Source organism: Rhizobium sp. AN68, from assembly GCF_030758035.1.
GTDB lineage: Bacteria > Pseudomonadota > Alphaproteobacteria > Rhizobiales > Rhizobiaceae > Agrobacterium > Agrobacterium tumefaciens.
In genome coordinates this window covers 578,525-598,813 of sequence record NZ_JARWMI010000002.1, presented here as the reverse complement: position 1 = coordinate 598,813, position 20,289 = coordinate 578,525, and the positions used below count along the sequence as shown (strand labels likewise).

Annotated in this window: 16 protein-coding genes; all 16 read left to right on the top strand. The window is 60.5% G+C overall.

From position 1 onward, the window contains the following. The first annotated feature begins 42 nt into the window (after positions 1-42). The 16 genes from RBH71_RS06135 to RBH71_RS06060 all read left to right on the top strand — a co-directional run bounded on the left by RBH71_RS06135 (position 43) and on the right by RBH71_RS06060 (position 20,253). On the top strand, positions 43-1,071 hold the full coding sequence (locus tag RBH71_RS06135) for an ABC transporter permease (RefSeq protein WP_003511023.1): 1,029 nt from the start codon (positions 43-45) through the stop codon (positions 1,069-1,071). Continuing rightward, positions 1,071-1,952: an ABC transporter permease gene (locus tag RBH71_RS06130; RefSeq protein WP_019564714.1), complete on the top strand. Its 882-nt coding sequence runs from the start codon at positions 1,071-1,073 to the stop codon at positions 1,950-1,952. Before RBH71_RS06135 ends, RBH71_RS06130 begins: the two co-directional genes overlap by 1 nt. Before the next feature lie 4 nt (positions 1,953-1,956). Continuing rightward, positions 1,957-3,603: an ATP-binding cassette domain-containing protein gene (locus tag RBH71_RS06125; RefSeq protein WP_111801127.1), complete on the top strand. Its 1,647-nt coding sequence runs from the start codon at positions 1,957-1,959 to the stop codon at positions 3,601-3,603. Between the two features lie 17 nt (positions 3,604-3,620). Continuing rightward, positions 3,621-5,177 (top strand): hydantoinase/oxoprolinase N-terminal domain-containing protein, encoded by a 1,557-nt coding sequence (locus RBH71_RS06120; protein ID WP_026330690.1) that lies wholly within the window; start codon positions 3,621-3,623, stop codon positions 5,175-5,177. After that, positions 5,170-6,303: a DUF917 domain-containing protein gene (locus RBH71_RS06115; protein WP_013761623.1), complete on the top strand. Its 1,134-nt coding sequence runs from the start codon at positions 5,170-5,172 to the stop codon at positions 6,301-6,303. Before RBH71_RS06120 ends, RBH71_RS06115 begins: the two co-directional genes overlap by 8 nt. 43 nt (positions 6,304-6,346) lie before the next feature. Then, complete coding sequence (locus RBH71_RS06110; RefSeq protein ID WP_162634442.1) at positions 6,347-7,942, top strand: ABC transporter substrate-binding protein; 1,596 nt, start codon at positions 6,347-6,349, stop codon at positions 7,940-7,942. A 115-nt stretch (positions 7,943-8,057) separates the two neighbouring features. Further along, a complete protein-coding gene (locus tag RBH71_RS06105) occupies positions 8,058-9,134 on the top strand; it encodes a DUF917 domain-containing protein (RefSeq protein WP_111802610.1) in 1,077 nt (358 codons plus the stop codon). Then, the gene (locus RBH71_RS06100; RefSeq protein ID WP_323687205.1) at positions 9,131-10,669 is read left to right on the top strand and encodes a hydantoinase/oxoprolinase family protein; all 1,539 of its coding nucleotides are present in this window, start codon (positions 9,131-9,133) and stop codon (positions 10,667-10,669) included. Before RBH71_RS06105 ends, RBH71_RS06100 begins: the two co-directional genes overlap by 4 nt. Before the next feature lie 45 nt (positions 10,670-10,714). After that, on the top strand, positions 10,715-11,659 hold the full coding sequence (locus RBH71_RS06095; RefSeq protein WP_111789765.1) for an isoaspartyl peptidase/L-asparaginase family protein: 945 nt from the start codon (positions 10,715-10,717) through the stop codon (positions 11,657-11,659). 117 nt (positions 11,660-11,776) lie between these two features. After that, positions 11,777-12,682 (top strand): LysR family transcriptional regulator, encoded by a 906-nt coding sequence (locus RBH71_RS06090; protein ID WP_003511007.1) that lies wholly within the window; start codon positions 11,777-11,779, stop codon positions 12,680-12,682. 180 nt (positions 12,683-12,862) lie between these two features. Then, a complete protein-coding gene (locus RBH71_RS06085) occupies positions 12,863-13,807 on the top strand; it encodes an ABC transporter permease (RefSeq protein WP_003511005.1) in 945 nt (314 codons plus the stop codon). After that, entirely contained in the window at positions 13,804-14,622 is an 819-nt protein-coding gene (locus RBH71_RS06080) for an ABC transporter permease (RefSeq protein WP_013761618.1), read from the top strand. Before RBH71_RS06085 ends, RBH71_RS06080 begins: the two co-directional genes overlap by 4 nt. Beyond that, complete coding sequence (locus RBH71_RS06075; RefSeq protein ID WP_111802608.1) at positions 14,619-16,253, top strand: ABC transporter ATP-binding protein; 1,635 nt, start codon at positions 14,619-14,621, stop codon at positions 16,251-16,253. Before RBH71_RS06080 ends, RBH71_RS06075 begins: the two co-directional genes overlap by 4 nt. 13 nt (positions 16,254-16,266) lie before the next feature. Further along, positions 16,267-17,109 carry a serine hydrolase gene (locus RBH71_RS06070; RefSeq protein WP_026330689.1) on the top strand — a complete coding sequence of 281 codons (843 nt, stop codon included), beginning with the start codon at positions 16,267-16,269 and terminating at the stop codon, positions 17,107-17,109. Between the two features lie 29 nt (positions 17,110-17,138). After that, positions 17,139-18,683, top strand: coding sequence for an ABC transporter substrate-binding protein (locus RBH71_RS06065; protein ID WP_323687204.1), 1,545 nt, complete (start codon positions 17,139-17,141; stop codon positions 18,681-18,683). Between the two features lie 127 nt (positions 18,684-18,810). Next, positions 18,811-20,253, top strand: coding sequence for a M20 family metallopeptidase (locus RBH71_RS06060; protein ID WP_111802605.1), 1,443 nt, complete (start codon positions 18,811-18,813; stop codon positions 20,251-20,253). Positions 20,254-20,289 lie beyond the last annotated feature (36 nt).

Below are 20,289 nucleotides of genomic sequence, written 5' to 3'. Positions count from 1 at the left end.
AACTTGTGCTCAGGAAACTGATGCACAAGGAACGGTCCACCGATGCAGCAACATCCGCTGGTCGCGATTTTGAACAGGCTCGGCGCTTTCGTACTGGTCATGATCGCCCTGTCCATCATGATTTTTGCTCTAGCCCGTGTGGTGCCGGGTGATCCCGCCCGCATGGCGCTCGGCCCTGCGGCAACACAGGAACAAGTTGATGCGCTGCGCGGCGAGATGGGTCTCGATAAGCCGCTCGCCGCCCAATACCTCGACTATATCGGCAACGCCCTGCACGGTGACCTGGGCTTCTCGCTGGTTTCCCAGCGCCCCGTCACCACCGATCTGGCCCAGACCGTTCCTGCGACCGTCGAACTGGTTCTGGTCTCAGTCATCTTCATGTTTGCCGTCGCCATCCCGCTCGGCGTCATCACGGCGCATTACCGCGACCGTCCGCTCGACCATATCGGCCGTATCCTCTCGCTCACCGGCGTGACGATCCCGAGCTTTCTGTTTGCCATCACGCTGCAACTGCTGGCCGCTCGCTTTCTCTCCGGGTGGCCGATCATCGGTAGGATCGATCACTCACTTGGCTGGCAGGGTGGCCCGACGGGCTTCATACTGATCGACGGTACGCTTGCCGGACGGTTCGATGTGGTGCTGGATGCGCTGAAGCACCTTGCGCTGCCGGCCTTCGCGCTCTCCATGGCCGGTATCGGCCAGATCACCCGCATCACGCGTTCCTCGATGATCGAGAACCAGCGCAAGGATCACGTGCTCACCCTGCAAAGCTTCGGCGTGCCGGAGCGGGTCATCATCTTCCGTTATCTGCTGAAGCTTTCCTCCATCGCGCCGCTGACGATCATGGGGCTCGAATTCGCCTCGCTGATCGGCAATGCCTTCGTGATCGAAATGGTCTTCGCCTGGGGCGGATTCGCGTCCTACGGGCTGAACGCCATCCTTCAGAAAGACCTCAATGCCGTGACTGCCGTGGTGCTGGTGGCCGGCCTGTTCTTCATCGTTGCGAACCTGATCGTTGATGTCCTGATCTCGATCATCGACCCGCGCCTGCGCCGCAAGGAGGCTCGCTGATGGCTGATATGAAAATGCTCGAACCCACCGATCGGGGCTTAAGCGCCGGTTACATGATGTGGTACCGCTTCAGCCGCAATCCGGCAGCGGTCATCGGTTCGCTGATCCTGTTGTCGGTGCTGGTTCTGGCGATCTTTGCGCCCTGGCTTACACCCTATCCCAAACATATCGGCGCGGTCGTCGATTTCCGTGCCCGCCACATGCCGCCGGATCTGGAGCACTGGTTCGGAACCGACAAGGCCGGACGCGACATCTTTTCCCGCACTGTCTTCGGGCTTAGGGTCTCGCTTCTTCTCGTCATCGGCGTGCTCGGCATCTCGGTCCCGGTCGGCACCGTGCTTGGCCTGGTCGCCGGTTATTTCGGCGGCTGGACCGAGAAAATCATCAGCGGCCTGACGAATGTGATGCTGGCCATGCCGCCCCTCGTCATGGCGCTGGCGGTCTCCAACCTGCTGGAACCCACCTTGATGAACGCCATGATCGCGATCACGCTTCTATGGTGGACCTGGCATGCGCGGCTGATCTATTCGGTGTCAAAATCCATCGCATCCGAGGACTACATCGAAGCGGCACGTCTTGCAGGTGCGGGTCCGCTGCACATTCTCTTTCGCGAAATTCTGCCCAATTGCGTCTCGGTCATATCAGTCAAGACGACGCTGGATGCGGCATTCGTCATCCTCTTTGGTGCGACGCTGAGTTTCCTCGGTTTCGGCGTCAAGCCGCCAACTCCCGATCTCGGCTCGATGGTTGCCGATGGGCGCCAGTTCATGCCGGATTTCTGGTGGGAAGTCCTCTGCCCCGGCGCGGCCGTGCTTTACGTGACGCTGGGTTTCAATCTGCTGGGCGACGGCCTGCGTGACATGTTCGACGTGGAAAGCTAAAGCCATGACTGAACCGCTTCTCAAAGTCGAAAACCTCAACGTCACCTTCACCAACTACGGTCGCACGCGCCAAGTGCTGCGCGATGTCGCCTTCACAGTCTCAGCCGGCGAGCGGGTGGCGCTGATCGGCGAAACCGGATCGGGTAAATCGGTCACCGCCAAGGCGATCATCGGCACTTTGCCGAAGAATGCCACTATTGCCTCCGGCGCCATTGTCATCGACGGGCGGGATGTGCTCGCCATGCCGCGAAGGGAACGCGAGGCGCTTAAGGGAACGGCGTTTTCGCTGATCATGCAGGACCCGCTGTCTTCCTTCAATCCGGTCTTCAAGATCGGCACGCATCTCGATGATGTCATGCGCTTTGCCGACAAGCGCAACGGCATCAACTCGTCCAAGACAGAGCGCCGCACCCGTATCGCAGCGGTTCTGCGCCGCGTGCAGCTTGGCGATACCGAGCGGGTCATGAATGCCTATCCGTCCGAGCTTTCGGGCGGCATGCGCCAGCGCGTGTTGATCGGGCTTGCGTTGCTGCATCAGCCGAAGCTCCTCATCGCGGATGAGCCCGGCACGGCGCTCGACGTCACCACGCAGGACGAAATTCTCAATCTCATCAACCAGCTGGTTGCCGAAGAAAATATGGCGCTGCTGATGATCACCCATAATCTCGGTGTCGTACGTAAGGTGGCGGATCGGGTCGTGGTTATGCACCATGGCGACATCGTCGAGACCGGTCCCTGCACGCAAATCCTGCACGCTCCCGTTGCGGACTATACGCGTTCGCTGCTGGATGCGGTGCCGCCGCTCTACGGTCCGCGTGTCGCCGATCTGGCGCAGAGCACACGCTCGCCGATCGTTACCATTGAGGGCCTGAACAAGATTTACGGCAGACGCAACGGTTACCACGCCGTGCGCGATGTGAACCTGACGCTGAAGGACGGCGAAATTTTCGGTCTTGCGGGCGAGTCCGGTTCTGGAAAAACCTCGGTCGCCCGGATGATCATGGGACTTTCTCGCCCGACCTCCGGCAATCTTGTCATCGACGCCCCGTCTCCCGGCCGTGGCAAGCGGCTGACGCAGATCGTCTATCAAAATCCGGGCACTTCCCTAAATCCGAAGCGTACGGTCAGGCAGACGCTTACCCTACCGTTGAAATCCATCGGTATGGACGGTGAGGCGCGCGAACGCCGGATGCAGGAACTGATGGGGCTGGTGCGATTGCCGCAATCCTATCTCGGTAAATATCCGCATGAACTTTCCGGCGGACAGAAGCAGCGTGTCGCCATTGCCCGTGCACTCGCGGCTGAACCGAAGATCCTCATCCTCGACGAGCCGACGGCGGCGCTTGATGTCTCCGTGCAGAAGACCGTTATCGACCTTCTGCTGCAGCTGCGGGAAGAGCTTGGCCTGACCTATCTGATGATCTCGCACGACCTGTCGCTGATGCGCAATTTCTGTTCGCGCATCGCCATCATGCTGCGTGGCGACATCGTCGAGGAAGGGGTGACGTCTGCGGTTTTCGCCGAGCCGAAGCATCCCTACACCCGCGCCCTTATCGCGGCGATCCCCGTCGTTACCGACGAGGAAGAGCGCCTGAAACCCACCGTGACAGAGGAAGAGCGTATGCGCTTCCTCGTAAAAACGACCGATTGATAAAAGAGGAGCCTGACGTGTATCGCGTTGGAATTGACGTCGGCGGCACAAATACCGATGCCGTTGTGTTACAGGAAAAGACTGTTCTGGCGGGGGTGAAAGCCTCCACCACCGAAGATGTGACGTCCGGTGTCATCGAAGCCCTTGAAAAGGTGATCGAGGCGTCGGGCATCGACAGGGCACACATCGGTGCCGTGATGATCGGCACCACGCATTTCACCAATGCGGTGATCGAGCGGCGGCATATGGACGAGGTCGCCGCCATCCGGATCGGCCTGCCGTCCGGCGCCGGCCTGCCGCCGATGGTCGACTGGCCGGATGACCTCCGGGAAATCGTTGGTAACCACGGTTATCAGGTCCGCGGCGGGTATGAATTCGACGGTCGCGAAATCTCAGCCCTCGATGAGGACGAGATTGTCCGCATCGCCGCCGATATCCGCGCAAAGGGCCTGAAGGCCGCGGCCGTCACCTGCGTTTTCAGCGGCATCAATGATGCGATGGAAGTGCGGGCGAAGGATATCCTGCAGGAGCGCTGCCCCGGCCTGCCGGTGGTTATGTCCAAGGATATCGGACGGCATGGTCTGCTCGCCCGCGAAAGTGCTGCGATCATGAATGCCAGCCTTCTTTCGCTTGCGGACCGCACCGTTGCCGCTTTCGGCGAGGCGCTGAAGGCAGCGGGCATAACCTGCCCGTTCTACATCACCCAGAACGACGGCACGCTGATGGCGGCGGATGTGGTGCGCGGCTTCCCTGTGCTCACCTTCGCCTCCGGCCCGACGAATTCCATGCGCGGCGCTGCTTTCCTCACCGGCCTCAAGGATGCCGTGGTCGTGGATGTCGGCGGCACCACCTCCGATGTCGGCTCGCTGTCGCACGGCTTTCCGCGCCAGGCGTCCACGACGGTGGATATTGGTGGCGTGCGCACCAATTTCCGCATGCCGGATGTGTTCTCGATCGGTCTCGGTGGCGGCTCGCTGGTGGTCAATGGCGAACATGGCCTCACCGTTGGCCCGAAATCAGTCGGTTACCGCGTCCGCCGTGAGGCGCTCTGCTTCGGCGGCACGACCCTGACTGCAACCGATATCGCTGTCGCCTCCGGCAAGGCAGACGTGGGCGAGAAGGCTCTGGTTTCCACTCTGGACAAGCGGCTGGTGGATGCCGCAGTCAAAAAGATCAACGACATGCTCGAGTCCTGTGTGGAGCGCAGCCGCATCTCGTCATCACCGGTGCCGGTGATAGCCGTTGGTGGCGGCTCCATTCTCATGCCTGACCGTATCGGCGATCTGGACGTCATCCGCCCCGAGAATTTCGCGGTGGCGAATGCCGTGGGTGCAGCGATCGCGCAGATCAGCGGCGAGACGGACCGCGTCTTCTCGCTGATCGAGGGGCGCACGCGTGAAAGCGCGCTTGCGGAGGCGGAGGCCGAGGCACGCGAAAAGGCGATTGCGGCTGGTGCAGTGGCCGAAACGCTGGAAGTCATCGAGCGCGAGGATATGCCGCTTGCCTATCTGCCCGGCAATGCCACCCGCATTCATGTGAAAGTCGTTGGAGAAATGGGAGCCAACCATGGCTGAGACGCGCAAGCTGAAATATGACGAAGCGGCATTGCGTACGCTGACGAGGGAAGATCTCGACGCGCTGGAAATCGGTGCGGGCATTCTCGGCACCGGCGGCGGCGGCAATCCCTATCTGGGCAAGCTGCTTGCACTCGAGGCCATGAAGGCCGGTTACGAGATGAAGATCCTTGCGACAGACGCCATCGAGCCGGACGCGCTTTGCATGTCCATCGGCGGCATTGGCGCCCCCGTTGTCGGTGTGGAGCGCATTCGCGAGGGTCGTGAGGGTCTGCGTTGCCTGCGCGCCATGGAAGAGCTGATCCGCACGCCGGTAGACGCCATCGTCTGCGAGGAAATCGGCGGCTCGAACTCCATGAACCCGCTGGTGACGGCGGCGCTTGGTGGCCTGCCGATCCTCGATTGCGACGGCATGGGCCGGGCTTTCCCAGAGATGCAGATGACGACCTTCTCCATCTACGGCCACAGTTCGACGCCATCGGTGATGTGCGACCTGCACGGCAATGCCGTGATCTTCAGCCACGCCGTTTCCGAAGTCTGGCACGAGCGCATGGCCCGTGCCTGCGTCGTTTCTCAGGGCGGCGGCGCAATGCTGGCGACCGCGCCGATGCAGGCCCACTACGTGCACCAGTATGGTATTCCGAAAACCTACACCAAGGCGATCGCGCTCGGCGAGGCGGTGATCCGTGCCCGCAAGCAGCAGGAAGACCCGATTGCGGCTGTCTGCGCGCTTGAAGGCGGACGGCGCATCTTCAACGGCAAGATCACCGATCTGAAACGCCATCTGCGCGGCGGTTTTGCCGTGGGCGATGTCGAGCTTTCCGGCTTCGACGATTGCTCGGGCCAGACGGCGAGCGTGGCGATCCAGAACGAATTCCTGCTGTTCCGCCGTGACGGCAAGGTGGAAGTGACCGTTCCTGATCTGATCGTCTTGCTCGATGTCGATACCGGTTACCCGATCACCACCGAAGTCCTGCGTTACGGCCAGCGCGTGGCCGTGGTCGCGATCCCCTGCCACGATCTGCTGCGCAGCGCCCGCGCGCTCGAAGTCGTTGGACCGGCGGCTTTCGGTTACCCGGACATTCCTTTCTCACCGCTGCCCGTCCCGGTCGGCAAGGCTGCCTAACCATAAGCGGGGCAAATGACCCGCAATAAAGAGGAGAACGACAATGAAAATGCCAGGACTTCCTTCCCGCCTTGCCGTGCTTGCGCTCGGCACGGCAATCGCGTTGCCGCTTGTTTCTTCCGCTGCTTTTGCGGATGACAAGGTTTCGGTCGCGGTCAACACGATGCAGATATTCAGCTCGCTCGACCCGGCGAAAGTGACTGACTATACCGGCTACATGGCTATTGTGAACATGTATGACGGCCTGACCACGGTGAACGCCAAGGGCGAAATCGTGCCGCATCTGGCAAAGTCCTGGGATATTTCTGAAGACGGCCTGACCTATACCTTCCATCTGCGCGACGATGCGAAGTTCCAGGATGGCACGGCGGTGAAGGCTGCCGATCTCGTCTGGTCGGTGCAGCGCCTGCTCGGCATCAACAAGGGGCCGTCGAACCTCATCGTCGGCGTACTGAAGCCCGAAAACGTCAGCGCGCCTGATGATGCGACGCTCGTCATGAAGATCGAGCGTCAGTTTTCGCCCTTCATGGCCTCCACGCCGCTGATGATGGCGTTGAACAAGACGTTGATCGAAGCCAATGCCAAGCCCGAAGACAAGTGGGGCGAGGCCTATGTGGGCGAACATTCCGCCGGTTCCGGCCCATACAAGCTCGTCAGCTACAACCGTTCTGCCGATATGGTCATTGTCCGCAATGCGGACTATTTCCTTGGCTGGACCAAGGGCAAGCCGATCGACGAAGTACGCTTCGTCCAGACGAGCGACGACGCTACCGTCAAGGCGCTGGCTGAAAAGGGCGAACTTGGCCTTTCCTCGCACGGCCTTGGCAACGACACTTATGAATCCATCGGCCGGATGAAGGGTTACAAGCTCATCCAGACCCGCACCGCCGGCGGTTTCGTCATCAAGCTCAACACCAAGGTTTACCCGACCGACGACGTTCACGTTCGTCGCGCCATTGCCTATGCGACGGATTACAAGACGATCCAGGAAGTGATCTATCCCGGTTTCGACATGCAGGGGCCGCTATCCGACGCTTTCAAGGACGCGCATAACGGCGATATTCAGCCCGGCGTCTACGATCTGGAAAAGGCGAAGGAAGAACTGGCGAAGTCGAAATATGCCGGCCAGAAAATCACGCTGGTCAACAGCTATGTCGCTTCGCTGGCCTTCGAGGCGGAAGTGGCGCTGCTTTTGCAATCCAGCCTCGAGCAAATCGGTATTACGCTCGATATCAAGCCAGAGCCGTGGAACCGTATCGTCGAGCTTTCCTCCAAGCCTGAAACGACGCCTGCGTCGACGCAGGTGAATATCTCGCCGACCTATCCGTCTCCGGATGCGATGTTCTACAACCAGTATCACTCCAAGGCATCAGGCACATGGATGTCGATGGAATGGCTGCAGAACGCGGAAATCGACGGGCTGATCGACAAGGTCCGTGCCACGACCGATACCAGCGAACAGAACGCAACCTACAAGGAACTGCAGACCAAGATCGCCGATCTTCAACCGGATGTCTGGGCGGTTGCGCCGAACCGCCGTTATGCGGCGAACAAGTGCCTTCAGGGTTACGAGTTCATTCCCATGCAGAGCTGGGACCTGAACTTCTCCAACTTCCATTGGGACTGCAAGGCGGAGTGATCTCCGTCCCATGAAAAGCGGTCCTGCCGCAGGGCGGGGCCGATGAGACTTGGAACGATAAAGGGAAGGAGCATCGCTTGCGCCGGAAAGGCTGCGGCATGCCCGAGGATGACGCATGATCCAGGAATTTTCCGAAGACGATATCGAACCTCTTGCCACCGGCGCCTGGATTCTGGGAACGGGCGGTGGAGGCAATCCCTATATCTCGACGCTCAATCTGCGCCGTCTTTATGCCGAAGGCAGACGGGTGAAGGTCATGGACCCCATGGCGCTTGCTGATGACGACATGGTTGCGGTCGTCTCCAAGATGGGTGCACCGCTTGTTGGTCAGGAACGGCTGGGAGACCCCGTTCATCTTGCCCGCGCGGTTGAGGTCATGGAGGATTATCTCGGCAAGCCTTTCCGGGCGATCATGAGCGTGGAAATCGGCGGTTCGAATGCGTTATCGTCCTTCCTCGCCGCCGCCATGCTCGACCGTCCCGTCGTCAATGCCGATGCCATGGGACGTGCTTATCCCGAAGCGCAGATGACCTCATTCGCCATCGGCAATCTGCCGATGTTTCCATTGTCGCTCGTCGATGTACGCGACAATGAGGTGATCGTGACGCGCGCTGCATCGTGGAAATGGATGGAGCGCATCTCGCGCAAGGTCTGCACCGAAGTCGGCTCTACCGCCGCCACCTGCAAGGCGCCGCGCACCGGCAAGGAAGTGAAGGAATGGGGCATTCATTACACCGTCACAAAGGCGACCGAACTCGGGCGCGCGGTGATGGAGGCGCGTGCACGCCATGATGACCCGGTTCAGGCGGTTCTCAACCATGAGGGTGGCAAACAGCTGTTCCGCGGCAAGGTGGTGGATGTCGCCCGCGAGACCACCGGTGGTTTTCTGCGCGGCAGTACGACCATTGAAGGCATCGACGCCGATCGCGGCTCACGCATGGAACTTGCGTTCCAGAATGAGTGGGCGGTCGCCTTCCGCGACGGCCAGCCGGTCGCCATGACGCCGGATTTGATCTGCCTTCTCGACACCGTTTCGGGCAGCGCCATCGGCACGGAATCGGTGCGCTATGGCCAGCGTGTCACGGTTATCGCCCTGCCGGCGCCGGAACTCTTGACGACGCTTGCCGGCATTGCTGCCGTTGGCCCGCGTGCCTTCGGTTATGACATTGATTTCAGATCGGTATTCCCATGAAACGCATCGGTATTGACGTTGGCGGCACCAATACGGATGCCGTTCTGATCGATGGAGACGCCATCGTTGCCTCGATCAAGGTTCCGACCACGCAGGATGTCCTGTCCGGCGTGAAGGCGGCCCTCGCTCACGTGTCTGGCCATGTCGGCGCGGCAGATCGCCCGATCGATGCGGTCATGATCGGCACCACCCATTTCACCAATGCTGTCGTGGAGCGCGCCCGGCTGGAGCGAGTTGCGGCCATCCGCATCGCGCTGCCGACCGGTTCTTCACTGCCGCCCATGTGCGACTGGCCGAAGGATCTCTACGAGGCCGTCGATCCGCTGATCTTCATGGTTCATGGTGGCCATGAATACGATGGCAGTCCGCTGGTGCCGATGATCCCAGATGAAATCCGTGAAGCTGCGATGAAAATCCGCGATGCAGGCATTACCTCGATCGCCATTTCGGCAACCTTTTCGCCGCTGACCACGGAGTGCGAGGTGAGGGCGGCGGAGATTGTCCGTTCGGTGATCCCCGATGCACGCATCACGCTTTCCCATACGCTGGGCCGTATCGGGCTTCTGGAGCGCGAAAACGTCGCACTTCTGAATGCCGCCTTGCAGACGCTTGGCAGGACCACGGTACAGGCATTTTCGGATGCGCTGCGCGAAGCAGGTGTAAAGGCGCCGTTTTATCTTACACAGAATGACGGCACCGTGGCGCTTGCGGATGTGGCTGCCGCAAACCCCGTGCACAGCTTCGCTTCCGGCCCGACCAATTCGATGCGTGGTGCGGCTTTTCTCACAGGGCTTTCCGATGCCATGGTGGTGGATGTCGGCGGCACCACCTCCGATATTGGTTGCCTTGTCGGTGGTTTTCCGCGTGAGGCAAATAATATCGTCCATATTGGCGGGGTCCGCACCCTGTTCCGCATGCCCGATCTTCTACCTGTAGCACTTGGCGGCGGCACCATTGTCGACCCGCAGACAGGCAAGATCGGCCCGCGCTCGGTTGGGTACCGCATCCTGACCGAAGCCCGCGTTTTCGGCGGTGAGACACTGACGGCATCGGATATCGCCGTTGCGGCAGGCCTGATCGAGATGGGTGACAGGGATCGTGTGAAGGGCCTCGATCCGACATTCGTGCAGGCGACGCTCGGCCGTATCCGCGACATGGTGGCCGACAGTTTCGACCAGATGAAGACATCAGCCGAAGACGTGCCGCTGGTTGCGGTCGGCGGCGGCGCATTCCTGATACCGGAGCAGGTGCCGGGCGCATCCGAGGTGCTGCGTGTGGAAAATGCGGGCGTTGCCAATGCGCTCGGCGCAGCGATGGCGCAGGTGTCCGGTGAGGTGGATCAGGTCTTTTCCGGGTTGAGCCGCGACGAGGCCCTTGCGAAAGCCGAGACCGAAGCGCAGAACGCAGCGGTCGCTTCGGGAGCGGAGCGCGCGAGCCTCAAGACGCTTGAGGTGGAGGATATTCCCATCGCCTATCTGCCTGGCGGCGCTCGCAGGGTCCGCGTGCGTGTTATCGGCGATATCGCCTCTCATTGATGGTAAGAGGCCCTGCCTGCGGCGGGGCAACAGTGGAGTGAGCATATGACGAAGATCGCACTGGCCATTCACGGTGGTTGCGGGGTTATGCCGGAAGACAGCATGACTCCGGAGGAATGGGAAGCGGCGCGCCACGATCTGGCGGCGGCACTGCGCGCCGGTTATGGTGTGCTCAAGGCTGGCGGAACTGCGCTGGAAGCGGTTGAGGCGGCAGTCGTCGTTATGGAGGACAGCCCGCATTTCAACGCAGGCCATGGGGCGGCGCTCAACGAGAATGGCATTCACGAACTCGATGCGTCGATCATGGATGGCAAGACCCTTGCCGCAGGCGCAATCAGCGCCTCCCGCGCCATCCGCAACCCGGTGAAGGTGGCCCGGGTGCTAATGGAGGACGAACGCGCAGTCTATCTCACCGGTGAAGCGGCTGACCGGTTTGCGAAGGAGAAGGGGCTTGCCACGGAGCCTCAATCCTACTTCACCACGCAAAAGCGTGTCGAGGCGCTGGCGGCCATGAAGGCCCATGCCACCGCAGGTACGGAAGCGACGGAAAACGAAAAACATGGAACCGTCGGTGCCGTGGCACTCGATGCTGCTGGGCATCTCGCAGCCGCGACATCCACCGGCGGCTACACCAACAAGCCTGACGGCCGGGTGGGTGACAGCCCGGTGATCGGGGCGGGCACCTATGCACGCGACGGCGCCTGCGCCGTTTCCGGCACCGGCAAGGGTGAATTTTTCATCCGTTACGTCGTCGGCCATGAGATCGCGTCCCGTGTCGCCTATCTCGGGCAGGATCTGGAAACCGCCGCCGGCAACCTCGTCCACAAGGATCTGGCGCCCTACGATATCGGTGCGGGTCTTGTCGCCATCGATGCCGAAGGCGGCATTGCCGCACCCTATAATACGCCCGGCATGTTCCGGGGCTGGGTGACCCCATCAGGAGAGGCCCGTGTTGCCACCCACGACAGGGTCTACGACGTGGAATTGTAACCGGCGACCGACCGGGCCGAATGACGATGCTAAAAAAACCGGTGACATGAAGGCCTATCGGCGGCAAAAGGTCTGAACCGAAACCGGCTCGTCTTTTCATCCCATGGTGCTGGCCTCATGAATATCAAGCAGCTCGAAGTCCTTCGCACGCTTCTTTCCACCGGCTCGACCATCGCCACCGCCAAGGCCATGGGGCTAAGCCAGTCCGGTATCAGCCGGCTTCTGGCTCAGCTCGAAGCGGACCTGTCGCTGACGCTGTTTGCCCGTGACAAGGGGCGGCTGATCCCGACGCCGGAGGCAGCGCTTCTCGCGCGTGACGCGGAAAATGTGCTGCTTGCTGTCGATCGCATGTCCGGCCACGCCGAAGATCTGCGCAATGGTGCTGCCGGTCCGGAAATCGTCCGCATCGGCCTGCCGAGCAGCATGTGGGAGAACTTCGCGCCCGCCATGCTGATCGACTATGTCAGGGATTTCCCCGGCGTGCGCATCGAGACTTTCTTTGAAACGACCACCGCCATCAACAGGCTGGTTGGCGAGCGGGTGATCGACCTCGGTTTCCTGCGCATGGAAGGTGAGATTGGACCGGGCATTGATGTCGAGCGCGTCGCCACCGGCAAAAGCGTCTGCGTGGTCCGTCAGGATCACCCTTTAGCCGAGCTTACCGAGATAACGGTGAAGGACCTGCGCAACATTCCGCTCATTCTGATCGGCCGGCAGCGGCCGAACCGAATGGCGCTCGAGCAGGTCTTCAAGAAGGCGGGCGTCAAGCCCATGGTGAAGATCGAGACCCACACCAACAGTTCCGCATGTGCCTATGTCGCGCATGGTCTGGGCGTTACGATCATCAGCAGTTTTTATGCTAACCTCTACAGGCACCTTCCCGTCGTGGCGCTGCCCTTCATTCCGCAATCAACCCAGGAGTTCGGCCTTGCCCGGGCCTCGGGCGCACCGCTGTCCATCGCGGCGCAGGCGCTCAGCGACGCCTTGAAGCAACAAATCCAGCTTTCGCAAAAAATCGACTGAAAACAGGGTTTTTCACGAGAAATCTCATTGTCGCTGTCAGGATGAAACGTGCCACCATTCTGCATAGGCATATGACGTTTATGCATAATATTGCGCGTTATTTATCAATCCGTCATAGTCATTCGCAACGAAACCGATAGAGGCGGGAGCACGTTCCCGGCCATCAATCGTGGGGAACCGATGATAAGATTCATACTGAGCCGTCTTTTGATGGCGCTGCCGACGATCGCCTTTGTGTCGATCACGGTCTTTGCGCTCATCCGCTTCATTCCGGGTGATCCGGCCGCCCTGATGCTGGGCGACATGGCGCAACCGGAACAGATCGAGGCGATGAGAACAGAGCTTGGTCTCGACAAGTCCATGCCGCAACAGTTCGTCATTTGGGCGGGCAATGTGGTGCAGGGCGATTTCGGCCGGTCCATCGTCAACGACGAGGCAGTATTGCCGCTGGTCGTGTCGCGGTTCCTCGTCAGTGCTGAGATCGTCGTCGTCGCCGTTCTTCTCGCCAGCCTGATTGCGGTTCCGGCGGGTGTGATCGCCGCCTGGAAACAGAACAGCCTGACCGATCTTGCACTGGTTGGAACGGCAACCCTGCTTTTGTCCATACCGACATTCTGGCTCGGGCTTCTGCTTCTGCTGTTCTTCGGCCTCAAGCTCGGCTGGCTGCCGGTGCTGGGATACGTGTCGATCAGCGACAATCTCGTTGGCGGCATGCTCTATCTCGTCCTGCCTGTCATGACGCTGGTGATCCACGAAATGGGTGTTCTGATCCGCATGGCCCGCGCCTCCACGCTTGAAGTGCTGCGGCTGGATTACATTACCCATGCCCGCGCCAAGGGACTTTCGGAGAGCGCCGTCCTCTGGCGGCACGCCTTCAAGAATGCCTTTGGTCCGACATGGACGATGATCGGCCTCATCCTCGGCAATCTTCTCGGCGGCATCGCCGTCATTGAGACGGTCTTTACCATTCCAGGGCTCGGGCGGCTGATGGTCGACAGTATCTTTGCGCGTGACTACCCCGTCATACAGGGCTGCCTGCTGTTCGTTTCCCTGTCCTACGTGCTGGTCAATCTCTTCGTCGACCTTCTTTATCCTCTCTTCGATCCGCGTGTGGTTGCCGAATGAAAAAGTTCACACTCAACGGGCTTATCGGCGGCGTTCTCATCGGCCTCCTGCTCATCACCGCCATTACCGGCCTGTTCTGGACGCCCTATGATCCGATGAAGCTCGGTTTTGCCTCGCGGCTGGCCGCGCCCGGTCCCAGCCATCTTCTCGGCACCGACGAATTCGGGCGCGATGTTCTCAGCCGCCTGATGGTCGGCGCGCGTGCCAGCGTCTGGATCGGCTTCCTGACGGTCAGCTTCGCGACGATCTGCGGCACTCTGATCGGTCTTGTCAGCGGTTATGCGCGCGGCTGGATTGATGGCGTCATCATGGCCATCAACAATGCGCTTCTCGCTTTTCCCGGCATTCTCCTGGCGCTTGGCCTTCTCGCGGTCTTTGGTGCCAACCAGTACGGCATCATCTTTGCGCTCGGCATCGCCTACACGCCATCCATGGCCCGCGTGGTGCGTGGCGCGGTATTGTCGCTGCGTGAGCGCGAGTTCATCGAGGCATCGCTGGTGATGGGCAATGGCGAGATCTACACCATGTTCCGCCACATCCTGCCCAATTGCATCGCGCCGATCACGGTGCTTGCCACATCCATGTTCGGCTGGGCAATCCTCTCGGAAAGCGCACTGTCCTTCCTCGGCCTTGGCGTGCCACCGCCGGCCCCCACCTGGGGCAACATGCTGGCCGCTGGCCGGCCCTTCATCCAGCAGGCCGTCTGGCTCGGGCTTTTCCCCGGTCTCTGCATCGCGCTGACACTGCTCGGCATCAATCTTCTGGGCGATGCCCTTCGCGACAGGCTTGACCCGCGCATGAGAGGTCTCAAATGACGGACAATACTCTTCTTACCGTGCGCGGCCTTTCGCTGGAGGTCGCGGGAAGCGGCCACCGGGTAGTCAAGGATGTTTCCTTCGATATTGCGCCTGGCGAAATCTTCGGCATCGTCGGTGAAAGCGGATCGGGAAAGACGCTGGCCACCCGCGCACTCATCTCGCTTCTGCCCCCGGCAATCGCCGTCACCGGTGGATCGGTCATCTACAAGGGAAGGGACGTGATGTCCCTGCCGGCAAGGGAACTTCGTCGCCTGCGCGGCGCGGAAATCGGCGTCGTTTTCCAGGAGCCGATGACCTCTCTCAATCCGTCGATGACGATTGGCCGGCAGTTGGAAGAAGGCCTGATCCTTCACACCAAGTTATCGCCGGAAGAGCGCCGCGAGAAAATTCTCGAGATGCTGAGACGGGTCGGTATCCGCGATCCCGAAGGGGCGCTTGCTGCCTATCCGCATGAGTTTTCCGGCGGCATGCGCCAGCGCATCATGCTGGCCTCGGTCATGCTCCTGAAACCGGCGCTGCTGATCGCCGACGAGCCGACGACGGCGCTCGATGCCGTCATCCAGCGCGACGTCATGGAGCTGATGGTCGAACTGACACGGGCGGAGGGAACAGCCGTCCTTCTCATCAGCCATGACCTGCCGATGGTGGCCCGCTATACGAGCCGTATCGTGGTCATGGAGAAGGGCGCGATTGTCGAACAGGGGCGAACCGAAGACCTGCTCGATGCGCCGCAGCATCCCTATACGAAAAAGCTGCTTTCCTCTTTGCCCTTCCGGGGCGAGCCGCGTGTCGTCGACACCAGCAAGGCGCCGATGATTTCAGCCCGAGACATTGTTGTCGATTATGCCGGACGCAAGTCACTGCTGAAGAAAGCCAAGCCGAAGCGGGCGCTGCATGGGGTCAGCATCGATATTCACGAAGGTGAGGTCGTGGCACTGGTCGGTGGCTCCGGCTCCGGCAAGACCACGCTTGGCCGCACCATTGCCGGTCTCGTAAAGGAAAGCGAAGGGCAGATCCAGTTTCAGGGGCGGGAACGCAAAGAAGACTGGAACGACTATCGCCTGAATTGCCAGATGGTGTTTCAGGATCCCTATTCCTCGCTCGATCCGCGAATGACCATTCAGGCGCTGGTGGAGGAGGCGTTGCGTCTCGTCCCAGGCCTGGATCAGGCTGCCAAGCGCAAGCGGGCGCTGGAAACGCTGGAAGAGGTGGGGCTCGGCGCAGACTATGCCAGCCGTTATCCGCACGAGCTTTCCGGCGGCCAACGCCAGCGCGTGGCGATTGCCCGTGCCATTGCCCGCCGTCCGCGGTTCCTGATCGCCGACGAACCGGTTTCCGCCCTTGACGTGACGGTGCGGGCGCAGGTGCTCGATCTCTTTTCCGATCTGCAGAAACGTTACGGCTTTTCCTGCCTGTTCATCAGCCACGATCTCGGCGTGGTCGAACAGGTGGCCGACCGTGTCGTCGTCATGCAGGACGGCCGTATCATCGAAGAGGGCGACCGCGACACGATTTTCGACAGCCCGAGAGAGACCTACACACGCCGGCTCCTCTCGGCCATTCCCGCCCTCGACCAGAATGAAAAGGGCGGTGTGACACTCAAATGGCGTCTGGAAGAAGAAGTTTAACAGGAAAATGACAATGACTGTGGCTGCCCAACTGAATGCTATCTGTGATGCACAGCCTTTTGTGACGCGCTTCATGGTGCGCAATCTCCTGACCGGCGAAGAGATCGGAAGGGGAGAAAACGAGGAGACCCCATCGGGCAGCACCCGCAAGACGTCGATCATGATGGCCGTGCTCAAGGCGGCCAGCGAAGGGCGGCTCGATCTCGACCAGCCGGTCACCTACGAGAAGAGGCTGGCGGAAGAGGTGGCCAGCGGCATGTTCCGCTATCTGACGCCGGGCATCGTCATTTCCCTGCGCGATGCGCTCGCCGGCATGATGGTGCTGAGCGACAATGTCTGCACCAAGATGGTGCTGGAGCGGCTGACGCTTGAGGAAGTGGACAGCTATTGCAAGACGCTCGGCATGGCCAATACCCACCACCGTTTCCTCATTCCGCCGTTGGCGCTGGCGGCCGATCATCCGCTGAAGACCGTCACCACCACCTCGGCGGCGGACCAGGTGCTGCTGCTTCAGACCATTCTTGATGCCCAGTCCTCGCCAGAGGCGCAGGCAAAGCTCGGCTGCAGTCCGCAATTGTGCGGCTGGGCAATGCAGACGCTGAAAAACCAGATATTGCGCTACGGAATCCGCTCCCGCCTGCCGTTCGAGGCTGTGGTGGCGAGCAAGAGCGGACGCGGCAAGCGCGGGCGTATGGACGCCGGCATCGTCTACAGAAACGGCGCGCCGTCTTTCATCATCACCGCCTATACCGATGAAGTGCCGCAGGTGATGCCTGACGGCACGCCGGGATACACCATCGCGCTCGAAACGATCGGCCGGCTGGCGCAGGCCTGCTGGGACGGCTTTCAACAATGATATTCAACGACAACAAAGAGGGTAGAACAGTGAACAAACTTCTTCTCGCAGGCGTGGCCCTGCTCGTAACAGCCAATATCGCGGCGGCTCGCGACATCACCATCGCGCAGAGCTCCGATCTGCGCAGCAGCAATCCCGGCGTCAATCGTGACGGCAATACGGACGGGGTGATCCTGCACATCGTCGAAGGCCTCGTCGGTTACAACAATGGCGGCGAAGTAAAGCCGCTGCTTGCCGAGAGCTTCGAGGTTTCGCCAGATGGCCTCACCTATACGTTCAAGCTGCGCGCCAATGTAAAATTCCATAACGGCAAGCCGCTCACCGCAGAAGATGTCGTCTGGAACTGGACGCGCTATCTGAAGCCCGAAACCAAATGGGCCTGCCTGAGTGATTTCGTGGAAGGCGGTGCCGCGCATGTCACCGGCGTCAAGGCCACGGACGCCTCCACGGTTCAGATTACGCTTGAAAAGCCGTCAGCCGTTTTCCTCGGCCTGATGTCGCGGCCCGAATGCGGTTATACCGGCATGATCTCGCCGGAATCTGTTGCCGCTGACGGCAGCTTCGTCAAGCCCATCGGCACCGGTCCGTTCCAGTGGAACGAATGGAAGAAGGGTGAATATATCCGCCTCGCCAAATTCGCGGATTATGTTTCGCCTGTGAACGACGGCAAGCCGGATGGCATGGTCGGCTCCAAGCGGCCGCTGGCCGACGGCATCAAGTTCATGGTTATTCCGGACGCCTCGACCGTGAAGGCGGGCCTCGAATCCGGCGTGCTCGACACCGCCGAGATTTCTCCCGATCTCATTCCGGAGTTCAAGACGAATGAGAAGATGCAGCTCATTGTTGCCCGCAACAACGGCAAGAACCTTTTCTATATTCAGACCCGCGACAAGGTGCTGAGCAATCCCGGCGTGCGCCGCGCTATGGCGATGGCGCTTGATCTCGATGAACTGGTCGCCGCCGCATCGAACGGTACGGGCGAAGCCAACGGCTCGATGGTTTCGCAGGACTCGGTCTATTTCGATGAAACCCAGAAGAAGCGTCCGGCCTATGACATCGAGGCAGCAAAGAAGGAACTGGAGGCAGCCGGTTACAAGGGCGAGCCGATCTCTATCATCGCCAACAAGCGCGGCAATGTGCCGAGTTTTCCGGCAGCCGTCATGGCGCAGGCCATGATGCAACAGGCGGGTCTGAACGTACAGATCGAGGTGCTGGACTATGCCACGCAGGTGGATCGTCGCCGTTCCGGCAATTATCAGGTGATCTCGCAGTCTGTCGCGCCGCGTCTCGATCCGGCCCTGATGTATGCATTCTACGTCGGTAACAAGGACAAGAACGCCTCCCTGATGTGGGATGATCCGAAGGCGATCGAGCTGATGAAGGCTGCCTATGTTGAGGCCGACCAGGCGAAGCGCCAGAAAATTTTCGACGAGTTCCACGAACTGATGCTGAAGGAAATGCCGGGCATCTTCCTTTACGACATGGTCGATGTCTGGGGCGCGACCAAGAAGCTCAAGGGTCAGCCGGTCTGGCAGTCGAACGCCCGCCTCTGGGAAGTCTCGGTCGACAACTGATCCAATATTGCCCGCGCCGGAAGCAAAGCCCGGCGCGGGCATTTGCCATCATGACCGTAATGATTTGGCGGCCCCCCGCCGAAGCGTTTGCGTGCGCCCTTAAAGGGCAGGAATGCGAGGACAAGCCATGAACCGTGAAGCCGTGATGTCGATTGCCGCCGAAATCGAGTCAATGAAGCCACATTTCACCACTTTGAGCGACAGCATCTGGGATTTTGCCGAACTCAAATTCGAGGAGAGGCAATCTGCCGGGGTTCTGGCAAACGCGCTTGAGGAGAACGGCTTTGTGGTCCGACGCGGTGTAGCTGGCATGGACACGGCCTTCATCGGTGAATTCGGCCACGGCAAGCCGGTTATTGCCTTCCTAGGCGAATTTGACGCGCTTGCTGGCATGAGCCAGATGGCCGGCGTGGCTGAGGCAAAACCGCTTGAACCCGACGCCACCGGCCATGGCTGCGGCCACAATCTGCTCGGCGTCGGCTCGCTGATGGCCGCCATCGCACTTGCCCGGCATCTGAAAGCCAACAACCTGCCCGGCACGGTGCGTTATTATGGCTGCCCCGGCGAAGAGGGCGGTTCCGGCAAGACTTTCATGGTGCGCGCCGGTCTGTTTGACGATGTCGATGCGGCTTTGACGTGGCATCCCGCGCCCTTTAACGGCGTACGCTCCACCAACAATCTCGCGGTGCTGGAATATTTTTATCGTTTCAAGGGCGTTGCTTCCCATGCCTCCAACGCCGCCCATCTTGGTCGCTCGGCGCTAGATGCTGTCGAATTGATGAATGTTGGCGTCAATTTCCTGCGCGAACACATGCCGCAGGATTGCCGGGTGCATTATGCGATCACCGATGCCGGCGGCAAAGCGGCAAATGTTGTGCAGGCAAAGGCCGAAGTGCTCTATCTGATCCGCGCACCTGAAATGCGCCAGGCGCTCGATCTCGCAGCCCGTGTGGACAAGGTCGCGCGTGGTGCGGCCATGATGACCGAAACAGAGGTGGAGATCGTCTTCGATACCGCCTCCACCAATCTCCTGCCCAACATCACGCTCGAAACGGCGATGCATGAAAACATGGTGGCGCTTGGACCCATAGCCTTCGACGAGGCCGATCAGGCCTTCGCCAAGGTCATTCAGGACACGTTCACGGAAGAGGCGATCAAAAGCAGCATCCGGCTCTACCAGATCAAGGGCGACGTCTTTTCCAACGGGAAGATCGACGGGTCGACGCCGCTGCATCTCGGCCTGCGCGATTTCGAGGGGCAGTCGCATTTTCGTGCCGGCTCGACCGATGTCGGTGATGTCAGCTGGGTAACGCCGACAGCGCAATGCTGGACGCCCGCATGGGCAATCGGGAGCAATCCGCATACATGGCAGGTGGTGGCGCAGGGCAAAAGCCCGGCCGCCCACAAAGCCATGGCACACGCCGCCAAGACGCTCGCATCGACAGGTCTTTCGCTGATGACCTCGCCCGAGCTGCTTGAAAGTGTCAAAAAAGAATGGCTGGAGAAAACCGAGGGCAGTGCTTATGTCTGCCCCATTCCGGCGGATGTGATGCCCGGTTTTCACGATTAAGACGTGGCGCGTCTTTCGCGCCCGTCCCACTCTTCC

Excerpts from the sequence above, each read along its gene's own strand:
- RBH71_RS06070 (WP_026330689.1), top strand. The coding sequence starts at position 16,267 with ATGACTGTGGCTGCCCAACTGAATGCTATCTGTGATGCACAGCCTTTT.
- RBH71_RS06125 (WP_111801127.1), top strand. The coding sequence starts at position 1,957 with ATGACTGAACCGCTTCTCAAAGTCGAAAACCTCAACGTCACCTTCACC.
- RBH71_RS06105 (WP_111802610.1), top strand. The coding sequence starts at position 8,058 with ATGATCCAGGAATTTTCCGAAGACGATATCGAACCTCTTGCCACCGGC.
- RBH71_RS06115 (WP_013761623.1), top strand. The coding sequence starts at position 5,170 with ATGGCTGAGACGCGCAAGCTGAAATATGACGAAGCGGCATTGCGTACG.
- RBH71_RS06090 (WP_003511007.1), top strand. The coding sequence starts at position 11,777 with ATGAATATCAAGCAGCTCGAAGTCCTTCGCACGCTTCTTTCCACCGGC.
- RBH71_RS06095 (WP_111789765.1), top strand. The coding sequence starts at position 10,715 with ATGACGAAGATCGCACTGGCCATTCACGGTGGTTGCGGGGTTATGCCG.
- RBH71_RS06060 (WP_111802605.1), top strand. The coding sequence starts at position 18,811 with ATGAACCGTGAAGCCGTGATGTCGATTGCCGCCGAAATCGAGTCAATG.
- RBH71_RS06100 (WP_323687205.1), top strand. The coding sequence starts at position 9,131 with ATGAAACGCATCGGTATTGACGTTGGCGGCACCAATACGGATGCCGTT.
- RBH71_RS06085 (WP_003511005.1), top strand. The coding sequence starts at position 12,863 with ATGATAAGATTCATACTGAGCCGTCTTTTGATGGCGCTGCCGACGATC.
- RBH71_RS06135 (WP_003511023.1), top strand. The coding sequence starts at position 43 with ATGCAGCAACATCCGCTGGTCGCGATTTTGAACAGGCTCGGCGCTTTC.
- RBH71_RS06130 (WP_019564714.1), top strand. The coding sequence starts at position 1,071 with ATGGCTGATATGAAAATGCTCGAACCCACCGATCGGGGCTTAAGCGCC.
- RBH71_RS06080 (WP_013761618.1), top strand. The coding sequence starts at position 13,804 with ATGAAAAAGTTCACACTCAACGGGCTTATCGGCGGCGTTCTCATCGGC.
- RBH71_RS06110 (WP_162634442.1), top strand. The coding sequence starts at position 6,347 with ATGAAAATGCCAGGACTTCCTTCCCGCCTTGCCGTGCTTGCGCTCGGC.
- RBH71_RS06075 (WP_111802608.1), top strand. The coding sequence starts at position 14,619 with ATGACGGACAATACTCTTCTTACCGTGCGCGGCCTTTCGCTGGAGGTC.